Here is a 13,806-nt window from a genome sequence, read left to right as displayed (position 1 = left end):
GAGCTCACCGGTGGACGCGGACCTCGGCGAGTCCCACGCGTCCGGTACCGGTGAGCTGGATCCGCACGTACCGGGTGCGGGTGTCCAAGTCGAGCAGCGTCGGGTGCAGCGCCTTGCCACTGACGTGAACGGTTCCCCGATCGGTGCGGACGTCGAAACCGGCCGTCGTCGTCGCGGCGTCGTTCCAGATCTCGACCTGGCCGACGTGCTGGACGGACCCCAGGTCCACCTGCCACCAGGCGCCCGGCTCGGCGAGCGTGCGGCTGTCGGTCGTGGTGTCGCCGTCGACAGCGAGCGCCGCGCCGGCTCCGTCGGTGGACGACTGCGAGGCGGTGCCCGTACGGGCCAGGTCGGGATCGAGCTGCTCCACCGCCCCGCCGTGAGCCCCGGCAGCTGCCGCGACCTTGACGGCCGCTGCCGGGAGCCGGTCGAGTCGGGTGTGGTTGCCGGTCATCGTCGAGCCGGTACCAGCGAGGGCGGGTGCGTCGGTGTCGACCCAGTTGCCTCGGGCGTTGTTGTGGATGCCGTAGTCGGCCCAGTTGGAGACCCACTTGTAGCCGAGCCTGGTCAGCACGTTGTTCTCGACTGTGATGTACGAGGACTGCTCGTCGAGGTAGATGCCGTTGCCGTCGCGCTCGGTGTTCCCGTAGGCGGAACGGTTGATGTAGTTGCCGGAGATCACCGTGCCGGGCTGGGCGCCCTGGGTGTAGATCGCGCCGCCGTCGTGCTGGGCGTCCTTGACCTGCATGACGTTGGTGATGCGGTTGTCGGTGATCCTGTTGTCCCGGAGCACCGATGTCCGGGACTCCGGCTGGTTCCAGCCCCACCCGACCGAGATACCGGAGTACGGAAGCCGGTCGAGGGTGTTGTGGTCGATGGTGAGCCCGGCTTCGTACCCGGCCCAGACACCGGCGGCGTCGGTGTACTCGACACCGGCCCGGCTGACCGTGTTGTACGAGAAGGTGTTGTCCTCACCGGCCAGCTGGGGCGCGGGCATGGGCTCGGTGTCGCCGATGTACGCGGCGCCCGACGACAGGTCGGTGAAATCGGAGCGGGTGACCGCGGAGTCCTTGGTCCCGGCTTCGAGGGTCACCCCCGCACCGCCGAGGTGGGTGAATGACGCCCGCTCGACGGTGATGCGGCGACCGCCCCGCACCAGGAGCGCGGCGGACGGCTTGGTGTAATACCGGCCGGCGTGATCGACGGGGCCGGTCGCCCCGGTGAGGGTCAGTCCGGCCTGTGTACCGGCGTATCCCTCATCGGAGTTGGGCTGCTGGTAGGCGGCGTAGGCGAAGCCGATCCCCTGGATACGGACGTCGTGGGCGCCCTCGACCGTCATCAGGTGCTCGGTGGACGGCGTGACGGCTGTGACATGCCGCATGTTCTCGCCCTTGCGCGGCAGGTAGGTGACCGTGTGCGCGGCCGAGTCCCGGACGAACTCACCTGGCTGGTCGAGTAGTTCGGGCGCGTTCTCGAAGAAGGCGACACCCGAGTAGCGCGTGGAGTCCACCGTGGTGGAGTCCCAGGCGGGGCCGGTGCGGCCGGTGCCGCTCGCCGAGTTGGTCCAGCAGGGCTGGGCGAAGGTCAGGTTGTCGCCGCTGACGCCGGAGATCCGGCAGTGGTAGTTGCGCCAGCGGACCTTGATGACGGCTTCGGCGTCGGTGGGCCGCTGCCAGTCCGCGATGCCGGTGGCCCTGGCGCCGGTCATGCCGGTCCGGGTCGCGTCACAGACGCCGGCCGGGCAGGCCGCGCCGCGGGCCGGGGTGGCGCGCACCCCGTTGACGAAAAGCTGGCGCGGGGTGACTCCGTCGGGGACCTGGGCGGTCCAGGCGCCGTTCTCCGCCCGGGTCCAGCCGGTGATCCCACGGCCGCCGGAGAGGACGGGGTGAGCGCCGGGCGCTGCGGTCCAGGTGGTGCCGGAGTCGGCGGCGGTCAGCTGCAGGGCCGTGCCGCGGGTGTAGGTGCCGTCGGCCAGCTCGACCGTCACCGCGCCGTCGGGCACGGTGCGCGCCTTGTCGCGGGCGCCGTCGAGGGAGCAGGGCCGGCCGTGCGTGCAGGCCGTTCCCGTGCCGTTCGGGGAAGCGTAAAGGACCTCCTGGTGTGCGGGCGCCGCGGCCCGGGTGACCGGCGCGGTGGCGAGCAGCGCGACGGCTGCGGCGAACACGGTGATGACGCGGCGGCTCATGCGGCAGCCTTCCAGTCGGGGTGGCCCGGCATCGGCGGGTTCGTGGCGCCGAACAGCCAGTCGCGCAGAAAGCGGTCCAGGGTGCGGTCACCGGTGACGGAGACCGTGTGCCGGATGAACTGTTCACTGGTGTATGTGGAGTCCTTGAAGCGCTGCACCCATGCGCGCATGATCCGGTCGAACGTCCGTTGCCCCACTTGCTGGTTGAGGGCGTAGAGGACGAGCGCCCCGCCGTCGTAGATGTTGCTGCCGCCCAGCCCCTCGGGCAGGCCGGGCGGACCGTCGGCGGCGCGCACCGCGTCCAGCTTCTCGTAGGTGGACTTCATCTTGTCCGCGACAACCGACCAGCCGCGCTCCTCGCTGTACACGGCGGCGTAGTAGGTGGCGGGGCCTTCGTTGAGCCAGGCCTGCTGCCAGTCGTGCGGGGTGACGGAGTCACCGAACCACTGGTGGGTCAGCTCGTGGACCATGGTGTTCTCATAGGTCGGGTTGCCGGTGGCGTTGGGTTTGAACCAGTTGGTGCCCATCAGGGTGAGGGTCTGGTTCTCCAGCGCGTCGGTGTAGCCGCCGTAGATGTGGAGACCGTAGGTGGAGAACGGGAAGCGGCCGAATTTCGCCTCCAGCCAGGCCAGATGGTCGGCGGTGCGCGCGACGATCGGGGCGTAGGTGTCCTCAAGACCCTGCGGCACAATGTGCCGCAGCGGCAGACCGGTGCGGCTGCTGCCGTACAGGTAGGTGCCTTTGACGACCGCGATGCCGAGCAGTTCGGTGGGCATCCGTTCGCGGAGCGCGAAGTGCCAGACGGCGGAGCCGTCGGGGCGCGGAGACTTGCGCAGCAGTTCGCCGTTGGCGGCTGCCACATAGCCGGCCGGCGCGCTGATGTGGAAGGTCCAGGTGGCCTTGGAGGACGGCGTGTCGTTACAGGGCAGGAAGGTGTCGGCGCGGGAGGACTGCGCCGCCGAGGCGAACCCGCCGTCACTGCCGAAGACCCAGCCGGTCAGCCCGAGCCGTGCGGCCTTTCCGTTGCCGCGGTAGCGGACCTCCACGGTGAAGGGCCGGTCGTTGTGCAGCGGGTCGGCCGGAGTGACCGTCAGCTCCTGGCCGCTGCTGCCCGCCGACAGGTCCCAGCGAGCGCTGCGGCCGTCGACGGTGACCGCGTCGATGGTGTGACCGTCGGTGTCCAGATTGAAAGCGGACAGGTCCTGGGTGGCGCGCGCCGATATCCGCACGGTCCCGGTGAAGTCGTAGGTCACCGGGGTGAAGTCGAAGGTCAGGTCGTAGTGCGTGACCTGGTAGCCGCCGTTGCCGAGTGTCGGGTACAGCGGGTCGCCGACGCCGCTGGAGCCGGGCTGCGGATCGAAGCCCCGGGCCAGAGCAGGCGCGCCGACGACGGGTACAGTCACGGCTGCGGCCACCGCCGCGCCGGCTACCTGGAGAACTCCACGTCTGGTGGTCATTTCTTCCCCTTCTGGACGGCCTCTTCGAACTCGCGGCGGGCCTGCTCGGCGCCCTTTGCCAGGTGATCCCTGGTCAGCTGGTCGTAGTACGACATGGGCTTGCGGCCGGAGACGATGTCCTTGAGGCCGTCCTGCTTGAGGGTGTAGAGGCTGCCGTAACCCTTGGAGTCCCAGGTGGGCGACGAGACCTTGAGGGTCGGGTCCTGCTCCATGATCGGGATCATCTTGGCGTACGCCTGATGGACGTACCGCACCCCCTTCTCGGTATCGGTGCTGAACACGGCGGGGACAGCGGAGGCGAGGAACTTCCACGGAACGGTGATGTCCTGGCTGCCCTTCTTGGTGAGGATCGGGTTGCCGTCGGCGTTCCGGGTGAAGTCGGTGCCTTCGACGCCGTAGTTCATCAGGGTGTATTCCTCGCTCCCGAAGGGCGAGGCGGCGAAGTCGGCAAGCGCGAGAAGTTGCTTGACCCGCTCGGTGGACGCCTTCTTGATGTGCGTGTTCTGCAGGGCGACGTTGTCCATCCAAGCGATGGCCTTGTCGGTGAACGGGGTGATGGGCCTGGGGTCGTACTTCTTGTCGACCGCCGCCATCGCCGCGACGTAGCCGGTGCTCGGGGTGTAGTACGACGGCATCCCGTCGTACACGTAGGCCCCCTTGCCGTTCTTGAACATGTCGGTGTACTGGGCTTTCTGCGCACCGGACATACCGATCGTGCCGGGGTAGTAACAGCCCGCCCGGTAGAGCTTGCGCGCCGTCTCGATGGCCAGCCGGAACTCGTCGGTCTCCAGGTCCGTGACGAACTTGCCCGTCTTGGGATCCATCCGCCAGTCCCTCGGCGCCCCGGCCGACATGGCGAGCAGATTGGTGGCGCCGGCGATGATGGCGTATCGGTCCTTCTTGGGGCGGGTCAGCTCCTTGCACACCTCGACGAACTTGTCGAGACCGGTTATCTCGTCCAGGCTGGTGATGCCGATCTCGGCGAAGAGGTCGTGCCGGTAGAAGCCCGCGCCGCCGGTTCCCATCCGGGAGATCGGGATACCGAACAGCTTCCCGCCGAAGATGCTCCCCTGCCAGGCCGCTTCCGGGATCGCCGCCAGGTTGGGGTAGTCCTTGACCTTCTCGCCGGCCAGGAAGGGCGTCAGATCGGCGCATTTCGCCGCGAGGAACGCCGCCTTGTTGTCGACGCCGCCGAGTTCCGGATACATGAAGATGTCCGGCAGACTGTCGCTGGCGACCATCGTGGTGAACTTGGTCGAGTAGTCGTCGGTGGGCACCGCCGTGATGTCGACCCGCCCGCCGAGCAGCTTCTCGATCGCCTGCCAGGCAGCGTTCTTCCCGCGCGCCGGAGGCGGCGGGGAGAAGGTCTCCATGGCGGCAGTGATCGGCTCGGCGCCCTTGAGCGGCTGCCCTGCGGTGGCGCGCGGCGTGGTGGCCGGGTATCTGAAGAAGGCCTGCGGCACGCCCGCCGCCGTGCCCCGCAGGTCGGGTTCGATGCCGACGTTGCGCACCACCGTGTCGGGCAGCAGGGCGGCGCTCTTGGCCTCGGCCTTGGCGGTGGCGCCGCCGTCGCCGCAGGCGGCGAGCACGGGCATGGCGGCGAGGCCGAGACCCAGGCCTGCCCCCATTCGGAAAAGTGCTCTGCGGTTGAGCGAGGTGGAGCTCGGCACGGACATCTCCTTGAGAGAGGGAGGGAGGGCCGGGGGGTGGCAGGGGCCGGACGTGGCGGAAGTGCCTTCAGCCCTTGATGGCGCCGGTGAGGACGCCCTTGGTGAAGTAGCGCTGGACGAACGGGTAGACCAGCAGGATCGGCACGACGGCGACCACCAGGACCCCCATCTGCACGGCCTGCTGCGGCGCGACGCTCTCGCCGGCAGCAGCGCCGCTGAGGCTCTGGCCCTGCAGGACGAAGGTGCGCAGCACCATGGGGAGCGGCCACTTGGCCGAGTCCTGGAGGTACAGCAACGAGTTGAAGAAGGCATTCCAGTACGCGACCGCGTAGAAGAGGCCGACGACCGCGATGACGGCCTTGGAGAGCGGCAGAACGACCCGGACGAGGATGCGGAAGTCCCCCGCGCCGTCGACCCGGGCGGCGTCGTACAGCTCCTCGGGCAGGTTCATGAAGAAGGCGCGCAGCACCACCAGGTTGAAGGCGCTCATCAGGGTCGGGACGACGAGTGCGGCGTAGGTGTTGTAGAGGCCGAGCTGGTTGACCAGGAGGAAGTTCGGGATGATGCCCGCGTTGAAGAGCATCGTGAAGAGCGCCGTCATGAGGATGAAGCGGGAGCCCGTGACCTCGCGGCGGGAGAGCCCGTAGGCCATGCCGATGGTGGCCAGCAGGCTGGCCGCGGTGCCGAGGACCGTGATGCCCACGCTGACCAGTAGCGCCCGCGTCACGACGCCGCCCGTGAAGATGGTGCGGTAGGCGTCGAGTGTCGGGTGGTCGGGCCACAGGACGAGGCCGGAGGATGTGATGATGTCGGTCTGCGAGGCGAAGCTGGTGCCGATCACGCCCAGCAGCGGGTAGGCCACGACGACGACCACCAGGGTCAGGACGATGCCCTTGCCGGTGAGCCCGAGCCGGGTCGGGCGTTCCATCCAGGGCGGGCGTCCGTCGGAGGGCCTGACCGGAGGCGTCGCCACCGGGAGGGTCACGACGCCGGGCGCCGTCGCCGGTGACTTCTCAGCTGTCCGCACCGCGGTACACCCCTTCGTGGCCGAGACGGTGGGCGAACTTGTTCGCGCCCAGGACGAGGACGGTTCCCACGACGGCCTTCACCAGGCCGACAGCCGCTGAGATCCCCCACTGGTTGTCCTTGATGCCGTGGTAGTAGACGTAGGTGTCGAGGACTTCGCCGGAGCCCGGGCCGACCGCGTCGCGCTGGAGCAGGATCTGCTCGAAGCCGACGGACAGGATCTGACCGAGGTTCAGGATCAGCAGCAGGATCACGACGGGGGCGATCCCTGGGAGCGTGACGTGCCAGAGCCGGCGCAGGCGGCCGGCCCCGTCGATGGCGGCGGCCTCGTACTGCTGCTTGTCGATGCCCAGCAGCGCGGCGAGAATGATGATCGTTCCCCAGCCGGCGTCCTTCCAGATGGACTGGAGGGCGATCAGCAGGGGGAAGGTGTTCGGGTCGCTCATCATGTCGTAGCGGGGCAGCCCAACGTCCGCGAGGAGCCCCGGCAACAGACCCGCGCCGCCCAGTACTTGCTGGAAGATCGAGACGATGATGACCCAGCCGATGAAGTGCGGCAGATAGACCACGCTCTGGATGAACCGGCGGAGCCTGTCACTGACGACGCTGTTGAGCAGCAACGCGAGCGCGATGGGTACCGGAAAGAAGAGAACCAGCTGGACGAAGGCGATCTCCACCGTGTTCTCGGTCGCCGACCAGAAGGCCGGGTCGGCGAAGGCGCCGGTGAAGTTGGCGAGGCCGGTCCACGCGCTGTGCATGTATCCGAGATACGGCTGGTAGTCCTGGAAAGCGACCATATAGCCGAACAGCGGGATGTAGTGGAACACCACGAAGTACAACAGGCCGGGCAGAGTGAGCAGCAGCATCACCTTGTCGCGCTTGATCCGCTGCCACAGGGACAGCCGATGCCGGGCAACCGTGGGTGGTGAGGATGCTTCGGACTTCCGCCGGCGCTTGTTCAGCGGCAGCGGAGGTGCTGTTTCAGCCATGGTGCAGTCCTGTTCGGCGGATGGCGCAGAGCGAAGCCTTCTGCCGCCGCAACGTAGTAAGCGGTTAACCTCGTCGTCAAGGGATCAGCAGCAATGTCCGCGTCGGGCGTCGTTCCCGCCGCCGGAATCTCGGCGACAGGTGGCCAAATAGCCCTGCAAATCCGGCAGATAGCTCCGGCCATCGCTTGACGTGCGGCAACTACTCTCCCTAGCGTGCGGCTCATCGATAGAACGCGTTTACTGTCCGGAGGCAGGGTGCACACCACCGACAAGGCACCGGCCCAGTCCGGTACGGATCTTCCCGACCCGCCGCGGCGGCCTCGGACCGTACTGGCCATGGACCCCGGACTGATCGACGACGTCTTCCCGCCGCGGGTGAAAGCTCTTCTCGAGGAGTCGGCCGATCTCCATCCGCCTTACGTCATCAGGGAGTTCCACTCTCCGGAGGCGGCCGCCGCGCTGGCCGATGCCGAGGTGCTGCTCACCGGCTGGGGGTGCCCGCCCATCGACGCCGCACTGCTGGGCCGGGCACCACGGCTGGGCGCCGTCATCCACGCCGCGGGCACCGTCAAGACCTTTCTCGCCGAGGAGGCGTACGAGCGCGGCATCGCCGTGTCATCGGCGGCCGACGCCAACGCGGTACCGGTCGCCGAGTTCACCCTGGCGGCGATCATCATGGGCGCCAAGCGGGCCTTCCCGTTCGCCCAGCTCTTCCGCACCCGCCGTACCCACCGCACCGCTGCCGACCTCGACCGGCAGCACTGGATCGGTACCCACGGACTGACCGTCGGCGTCGTCGGCGCCTCCCGGACCGGCCGACGGGTGATCGAGCTGCTCCGGGTGATCGACGCGGAGGTGCTGCTGTACGACCCGTATGTGAGCACCGCGGAGGCGGAGCTGCTCGGCGCGTCCGCCACCGATCTGGACACCCTGATGGCGACCAGCGACGTGGTGACCGTGCACGCCCCCGACACCCCGGCGACCCGGCACCTGCTCGACGCGCGGCGCATCGCCCTGATGCGCCCCGGAACGCTGCTGGTCAACACCGCGCGCGGCCGGCTGGTGGACACCGAGGCGCTCACCGGGCACCTGGTCAGCGGGCGGATCGACGCCATACTCGACGTGACCGACCCCGAGCCGCTACCGGCCGGCCACCCGCTCTGGGAGCTGCCGAACGTGTTCATCACCCCCCATATGGCCGGCGCCCAGGGAAACGAGGTCGGCAGGCTCGGGGCCCTGGCCGTGGACGAGCTGCGCCGGTACGCCCGCGGCCTGCCCTTCAACCACCCCGTACATCTGGCGGACCTGGAGCGGATCGCATGAACACCCGTGCCCCACAGGCCATAGGCTCACCGCAGGACAACAACCAGGGGGTGGGTCGGATGCGCCGCCAGAGCTCGGCCGGCGACAGCCGGCGACGTGCGACGGTCACGGACGTGGCACGGCTGGCCGGTGTCTCGACCGCGACCGTCTCACGGGTACTCAACCGCAACTACCCGGTGGCCACGGCAACCCGGGACCGGGTCGAGGAGGCGATGCGCGAGCTCGGCTACGTCGTCAACGCGCATGCCCGAGCACTGGCCGGGGTCTCGGGGCGCACGGTGGGCATCATCGTCAACGAGGTCATCGATCCCTTCTACGCCTACATCGCGCGCGGGGTGGAACGGGAGGCGAGCGCCGGCGGGCGGCTCTGCCTGGTCTGCTGCACGCAGGGCGACCCGCAGCGCGAACTGGCCTTCATCGAGCTGATGCACGAACGTCGCGCCGACGCCGTGATCGTCGTCGGAGGAAGTGTCGCCGACCGCGCGTACACCGCCGAACTGGCCCGCCGGGCCCGCGATCTGGACGCCGGCGGATCGAAGCTGGTGCTGTGCGGACGGCCGCCGCTCGGCGAGCAGGCACTGAGCGCGGCGGTCGAGTACGACAACGAGGGCGGCGCCTTCGCCATCACCGACCATCTGCTGACCCAGGGACACGAACGGATCCTCTATCTGGGCGGGCCGCCGGCCCTCTCGACCACCCGTGACCGGCTGGCCGGGCACCGGCGGGCACTGGAGCTGCGCGGGGTGGCACACGACCCTGCCCTGGAACAGCTCGGTTCGTTCAGCCGCGCCTTCGGGCGCCACAGGATGGCCGAGCTGCTGGCGGACGGGCCGCCGTTCACCGCCGTCTTCGCGGCGAACGACATCGTCGCGGCGGGCGCGGCCCAGGCCCTCGAGGAGGCCGGGATCCGTGTGCCGCAGGACATGTCGCTCGTCGGGTACGACGACATCCCGGTGGCCCAGGAGCTGCGGCCGCGGCTGACGACCGTGCACGTACCGCTGGAGGAGATGGGGCGCCAGGCCGTACGGCTGGCCGTCCCGGGTGGCGACGAGGACGACTGGCGGGAACCGACCACCGGCACCGTGCGGCTGGGCACGCATCTCGTAGTACGCGATTCCGTGGCTCCGCCCCCGTCGCGCGCCCGGCGGGCGTGACCGCTTACTACCGCGTCCGGTCGGCCGGCCATAGTAAAAGACAGTAACTTCGCCGGCCCTCTTGCACGTTGATGGCAACCGCTTACATGCTGGCGCGCAGTTCCTCCCTCACTCCATCGCCCTCTGCTTCTGGGAGCCCGGATGCGCCCTGCCCACACACCTGCCTCCGCCTTCAGCCGCCGCACCGCACTCGCCGCTCTGGCAGGCGCCGGAGCCGTCACCCTTCTCGGCGCGGGCACCGCTTCGGCACGCGAGCCCGGCGGCGCCACCCAGCTGATCGAGGCATTCCCCGACGCGGAGACCGAGCGTCTGCGGCTCGACCGGTCGCTGCGCGCCAGCGAGTTCATCCCGACCGGCCGCTATGCCGCTCCCGGTGCGGAGGTCACGGTCCGGGTCCGTTCCGGGCACGGCCCCCTCCCCGTCCTGCACATCGGGACCTTCGACGACTACAACGAGAACGCAGCCCTCAAGGCGCCCCGCGTCTTCCCGCTGCGAGCCGGCCGCAACACCGTCTCCGACGTCTACGGCGGCCCTCTCTATCTGAGTTTCGCTGGCCACGGCCGGCGTGCGGCTGTCACGTTTGTCTCCGGCACAGTCCGGATGGCCGGCTTCGAGCTGGGACGCACCACCGAGGCCGACTTCCAGCGGCAGCTGGACACCCTCACCGATGTGCCGTGGGTCGAGCTGACCACCGAGCACACCATCCTCACCCTGACCCGTGCGGGTGCACTGATCTACCGCGACGAGGACCATGCCGCACTGCTGCGGCTCTTCGACACCGTCATCGACTCGCACAACAGGATCAGCGGCCTCGACGGCTCGACGCCCCTGAACCGCCCGAAGGCCGGGCGCTACCACTTCAACGAAGTGAGTGTCGTCCCCAAGGGGGTCGGCGCCTACGCCTGGCACGGATTCAACGGTTTCCCCCGCGCGTACATGGACCGGCTCTGCACCGTGAACGGCCTGCGCACCCGCGGCTGGGGGCTCTACCACGAGCTCGGTCATCTCAACCAGCAGGCCGCCTACCAGGCGGGCGGGCTCACCGAGGTCACCGTCAACATCTACTCGCTGGCCGCCCAGCGCACCCTCGGTCAACCGTCCAACCTGCTCACCAAGAACGCGAGCACCGGACTCGACTGGTTCCAGTCGTCGGCGCCCAAGCTCGGCGCCCCGGGGATCGCTTACGAGACGTCATTCGGTCCGTACGAGCAGCTGGTACCGCTGCGACAGCTGGAGCTGGCCTTCGGCGAGGACTTCTGGCCGAAACTGCACCAGTTGGTCCGCACCGAGCACCAACACGACGCTCCCGTCGAGGATTACCACCACGACCCGGCGGTGGACGCCGGACAGTACCGGGCCCTGTCCACCTATGCCAGCCGGGTAGCGGGCTACGACCTGACCGACTTCTTCGTGAAGAAGTGGGCCTTCCCCATCGACGCGCAAGGAGTCGCCGAGATGGCCGCGCTCCGCCTCCCCCAGCCACCGGTCGACCCCAGCTCACTCAGCGACTGACGACCGCACCGCCTGCCGAACGGAAGGGAACAGCCATGGATCTGCCACGCTCCGCCCTCAGCAGGAGAACGCTCCTGGCGACGGGAGCCGCCTCGGTCGTCGCCCCGGCCGTTACCGGGGTGGCGGGCGCCGGACCCGCCCGGGCCGCCGACCGCTCGGCCGAAGACCTCTCGGCCGAAGACTCCGACGTGTACGAGACCCTGCTGGCGCGGGCCGAACAACTCATCACCGGAGGCGCCTTCGACCCCACTGATCCCGACTTCGCCCCCGCGCTGGCCGCCCTGGACTCATCGGCGGCCGACTTCTGGGCCCGACTGGACCGCGGCACCGGACGCTCCGCTCTCTGGGCGGACTACGCACCCGTTACCGACCCCGGGATGTTCGCGCAGAGTTACACCCGGCTGAGGGCCCTCGCCACCGCCTGGGCGACACCGGGGGCCGCCCTGAACGGCAGCGAAGAGGTGGCGGACGCGCTGGTGTCCGCCCTGCGGTTCCTGCACGACGTGGCGTACAACCCGGAGAAGCGCGAAGGCGGCAACTGGTGGTTCTGGGAAATCGGTGCGCCGCGCGCCCTGCTGGACTGCTGTGTCCTCCTGCGGAGCCGCATACCGGCCGATGCCCTGGCCGCCCAGCTGGCGAGCGTCGAGCGCTTCGTGCCGAACCCCGATCGCCGCAGCAACTCCCCCGCGCTGGCCGAGACCGGGGCCAACCGGGCCGACAAGGCCGTCATCGTGGCGCTGCACGGCCTGCTCGCCCGCGATCCGGCGAAGGTCGCGCTGGCCCGCGACGGTCTCTCCGATGTGCGGGACGGGGGACGCAACAGCCTCTTCCAGTACGTCACTTCGGGCGACGGCTTCTATGCCGACGGTTCGTTCATCCAGCACGACGCGGTGGCGTACACCGGGTCGTACGGCACGGTGCTGCTGGGCGGTGCCGCGTACCTGGCGGCGCTCCTCGACGCATCGCCCTGGGCTCTCAGCGATCCCCGGATCTCGGTGATGTACGAAGCGGTCGGCCGGGCCTTCTCCCCGGTGATCTTCGACGGACTGATGATGGACGCCGTACGCGGCCGCGCGATATCGCGTGAACGGGCCGCCGACCACACCGACGGCGCGACCGCGGTCTCGGACATCCTGCTGTTGGCGCGCGCCGCGCCCGCCGCGTACGCGGACGCGTGGCGGTCGGCCGTGAAGGGCTGGATCCAGCGCAACCGCACCGACCCCTACCTCGGGCTCGTCGGGATCCCGCAGGTCGCCCTCGCCAAGGCGGTACTCGCCGACCGGAGTGTGGCCCCCGCGGACCGCGTGGTCGGCCACCACGTCTTCGCCGACATGGACCGGGTGGTGCACCGGCGGCCCGCCTGGTCCATGGCGCTGGCCCTCTCGTCACGGCGGATCGCCGCGTACGAGGCGGGCAACGGCGAGAATCTGCATGGCTGGTACACCGGCGACGGAATGGCCTATCTCTACACCGGCGACGATCTGGGGCAGTTCGGCGACGGCTTCTGGCCGACCGTGGACCCGTACCGGCTGCCGGGCACCACGGTGGACACCCGGCGGCGCGCCGACATCACCGCCGGCGGTTACTACCTGCCGCAGAACAGCATCGCCGGTGGTGCGGTGCTCGACGGCCGCTACGGCGCCGCCGCCATGGAACTGGTGGCGCAGGGCAGCAGTCTGCGGGCCCGGAAGTCATGGTTCTTCGTCGACAACGCGGTGATCGCACTCGGCGCAGGCATCACCGCGACCGACGGCCGCGGTGTCGAGACCATCGTGGAGAACCGCAATCTGCACGCATCGGGTACTCAGCGTCTGCTCGTGGACGGAGCGCGGCAGCCGACCCGACAGGGGTGGAGCCAGACCTTCGACACCGCTCGCTGGGCCCATCTCGAGGGCGTCGGCGGCTACGTCTTCCCCGCTCCGCGTTCCGGGGCGAGACTGAGCGCGCTGCGCGAGGAGCGCGCCGGGCGCTGGAGCGACCTGGACACCGGTGCGGACACCGCCGGTTCCACGGCGCCCGTCACGCGTCGCTATGCCACGCTCTGGGTCGACCACGGCGTCTCCCCGACGAACGCCGCTTACGCCTATGTCCTGCTGCCCGGTGCGTCGCCGGGCACCACCGCGGTCTGGTCCCGCGCCCGACCGGTGCGTATCACGGCCAACACCAGCACGGCGCAGGTGGTCGAGATGCCCCGCACCGGCCTGACCGCGGCCACTTTCTGGGAGGCCGGAAGCGTCGCCGGTCTCACATCCAGCGGTCCGGCTTCCCTGCTCCTACGCCGCCACGCCCACGGCGTCTCGGTCGCGGTCGCCGATCCCGGTCACACTCTGACCACGCTCGCGGTCGAACTGCCCTTTCCGGTACGGAAGGTGATCCGCGCCGATGCCACGGTGGCCGTCACCACGGGCCGCCGTCCCGTCCTCACGGTCACGGTCGGCGGCTCCCGCGGCCACACGCACACCGCCGAACTCGGATGAGTGCCCGCCACGG

General features: G+C 69.5%; 9 protein-coding genes. 4 read left to right on the top strand and 5 right to left on the bottom strand.

Going from position 1 to position 13,806, the window contains the following annotated elements; all coding sequences use genetic code 11:
• Positions 1-4: 4 nt before the first annotated feature.
• The 5 genes from AB0436_RS05650 to AB0436_RS05630 form a co-directional block, all read right to left on the bottom strand.
• A complete protein-coding gene (locus AB0436_RS05650; protein ID WP_366466426.1) occupies positions 5-2,185 on the bottom strand; it encodes a right-handed parallel beta-helix repeat-containing protein in 2,181 nt (726 codons plus the stop codon).
• The gene (locus AB0436_RS05645; protein WP_366466425.1) at positions 2,182-3,642 is read right to left on the bottom strand and encodes a M1 family metallopeptidase; all 1,461 of its coding nucleotides are present in this window, start codon (positions 3,640-3,642) and stop codon (positions 2,182-2,184) included. Before AB0436_RS05645 ends, AB0436_RS05650 begins: the two co-directional genes overlap by 4 nt.
• Positions 3,639-5,318 carry an extracellular solute-binding protein gene (locus AB0436_RS05640; protein ID WP_366466424.1) on the bottom strand — a complete coding sequence of 560 codons (1,680 nt, stop codon included), beginning with the start codon at positions 5,316-5,318 and terminating at the stop codon, positions 3,639-3,641. Before AB0436_RS05640 ends, AB0436_RS05645 begins: the two co-directional genes overlap by 4 nt.
• A 61-nt stretch (positions 5,319-5,379) precedes the next feature.
• Entirely contained in the window at positions 5,380-6,240 is an 861-nt protein-coding gene (locus tag AB0436_RS05635) for a carbohydrate ABC transporter permease (RefSeq protein WP_366466423.1), read from the bottom strand.
• Between the two features lie 85 nt (positions 6,241-6,325).
• Positions 6,326-7,327: an ABC transporter permease subunit gene (locus AB0436_RS05630; RefSeq protein ID WP_366466422.1), complete on the bottom strand. Its 1,002-nt coding sequence runs from the start codon at positions 7,325-7,327 to the stop codon at positions 6,326-6,328.
• 336 nt (positions 7,328-7,663) lie between these two features.
• On the opposite strand from AB0436_RS05630, the gene AB0436_RS05625 reads away from it, so the two are divergent.
• The 4 genes from AB0436_RS05625 (at position 7,664) to AB0436_RS05610 (ending at position 13,793) form a co-directional block, all read left to right on the top strand.
• Positions 7,664-8,650, top strand: coding sequence for a hydroxyacid dehydrogenase (locus AB0436_RS05625; RefSeq protein ID WP_366466880.1), 987 nt, complete (start codon positions 7,664-7,666; stop codon positions 8,648-8,650).
• Positions 8,651-8,709: 59 nt separating this feature from the next.
• The gene (locus AB0436_RS05620) at positions 8,710-9,804 is read left to right on the top strand and encodes a LacI family DNA-binding transcriptional regulator (protein WP_366466879.1); all 1,095 of its coding nucleotides are present in this window, start codon (positions 8,710-8,712) and stop codon (positions 9,802-9,804) included.
• A 141-nt stretch (positions 9,805-9,945) separates the two neighbouring features.
• On the top strand, positions 9,946-11,316 hold the full coding sequence (locus AB0436_RS05615) for a M60 family metallopeptidase (RefSeq protein ID WP_366466421.1): 1,371 nt from the start codon (positions 9,946-9,948) through the stop codon (positions 11,314-11,316).
• Positions 11,317-11,351: 35 nt separating this feature from the next.
• Positions 11,352-13,793, top strand: coding sequence for a polysaccharide lyase 8 family protein (locus tag AB0436_RS05610; protein ID WP_366466419.1), 2,442 nt, complete (start codon positions 11,352-11,354; stop codon positions 13,791-13,793).
• Positions 13,794-13,806: the final 13 nt, after the last annotated feature.

It is taken from the genome of Streptomyces sp. NPDC051322, assembly GCF_040689485.1.
GTDB lineage: Bacteria > Actinomycetota > Actinomycetes > Streptomycetales > Streptomycetaceae > Streptomyces.
Note: the sequence above shows the minus strand (reverse complement) of the source record. Positions and strands in the feature narration are given on the sequence as shown.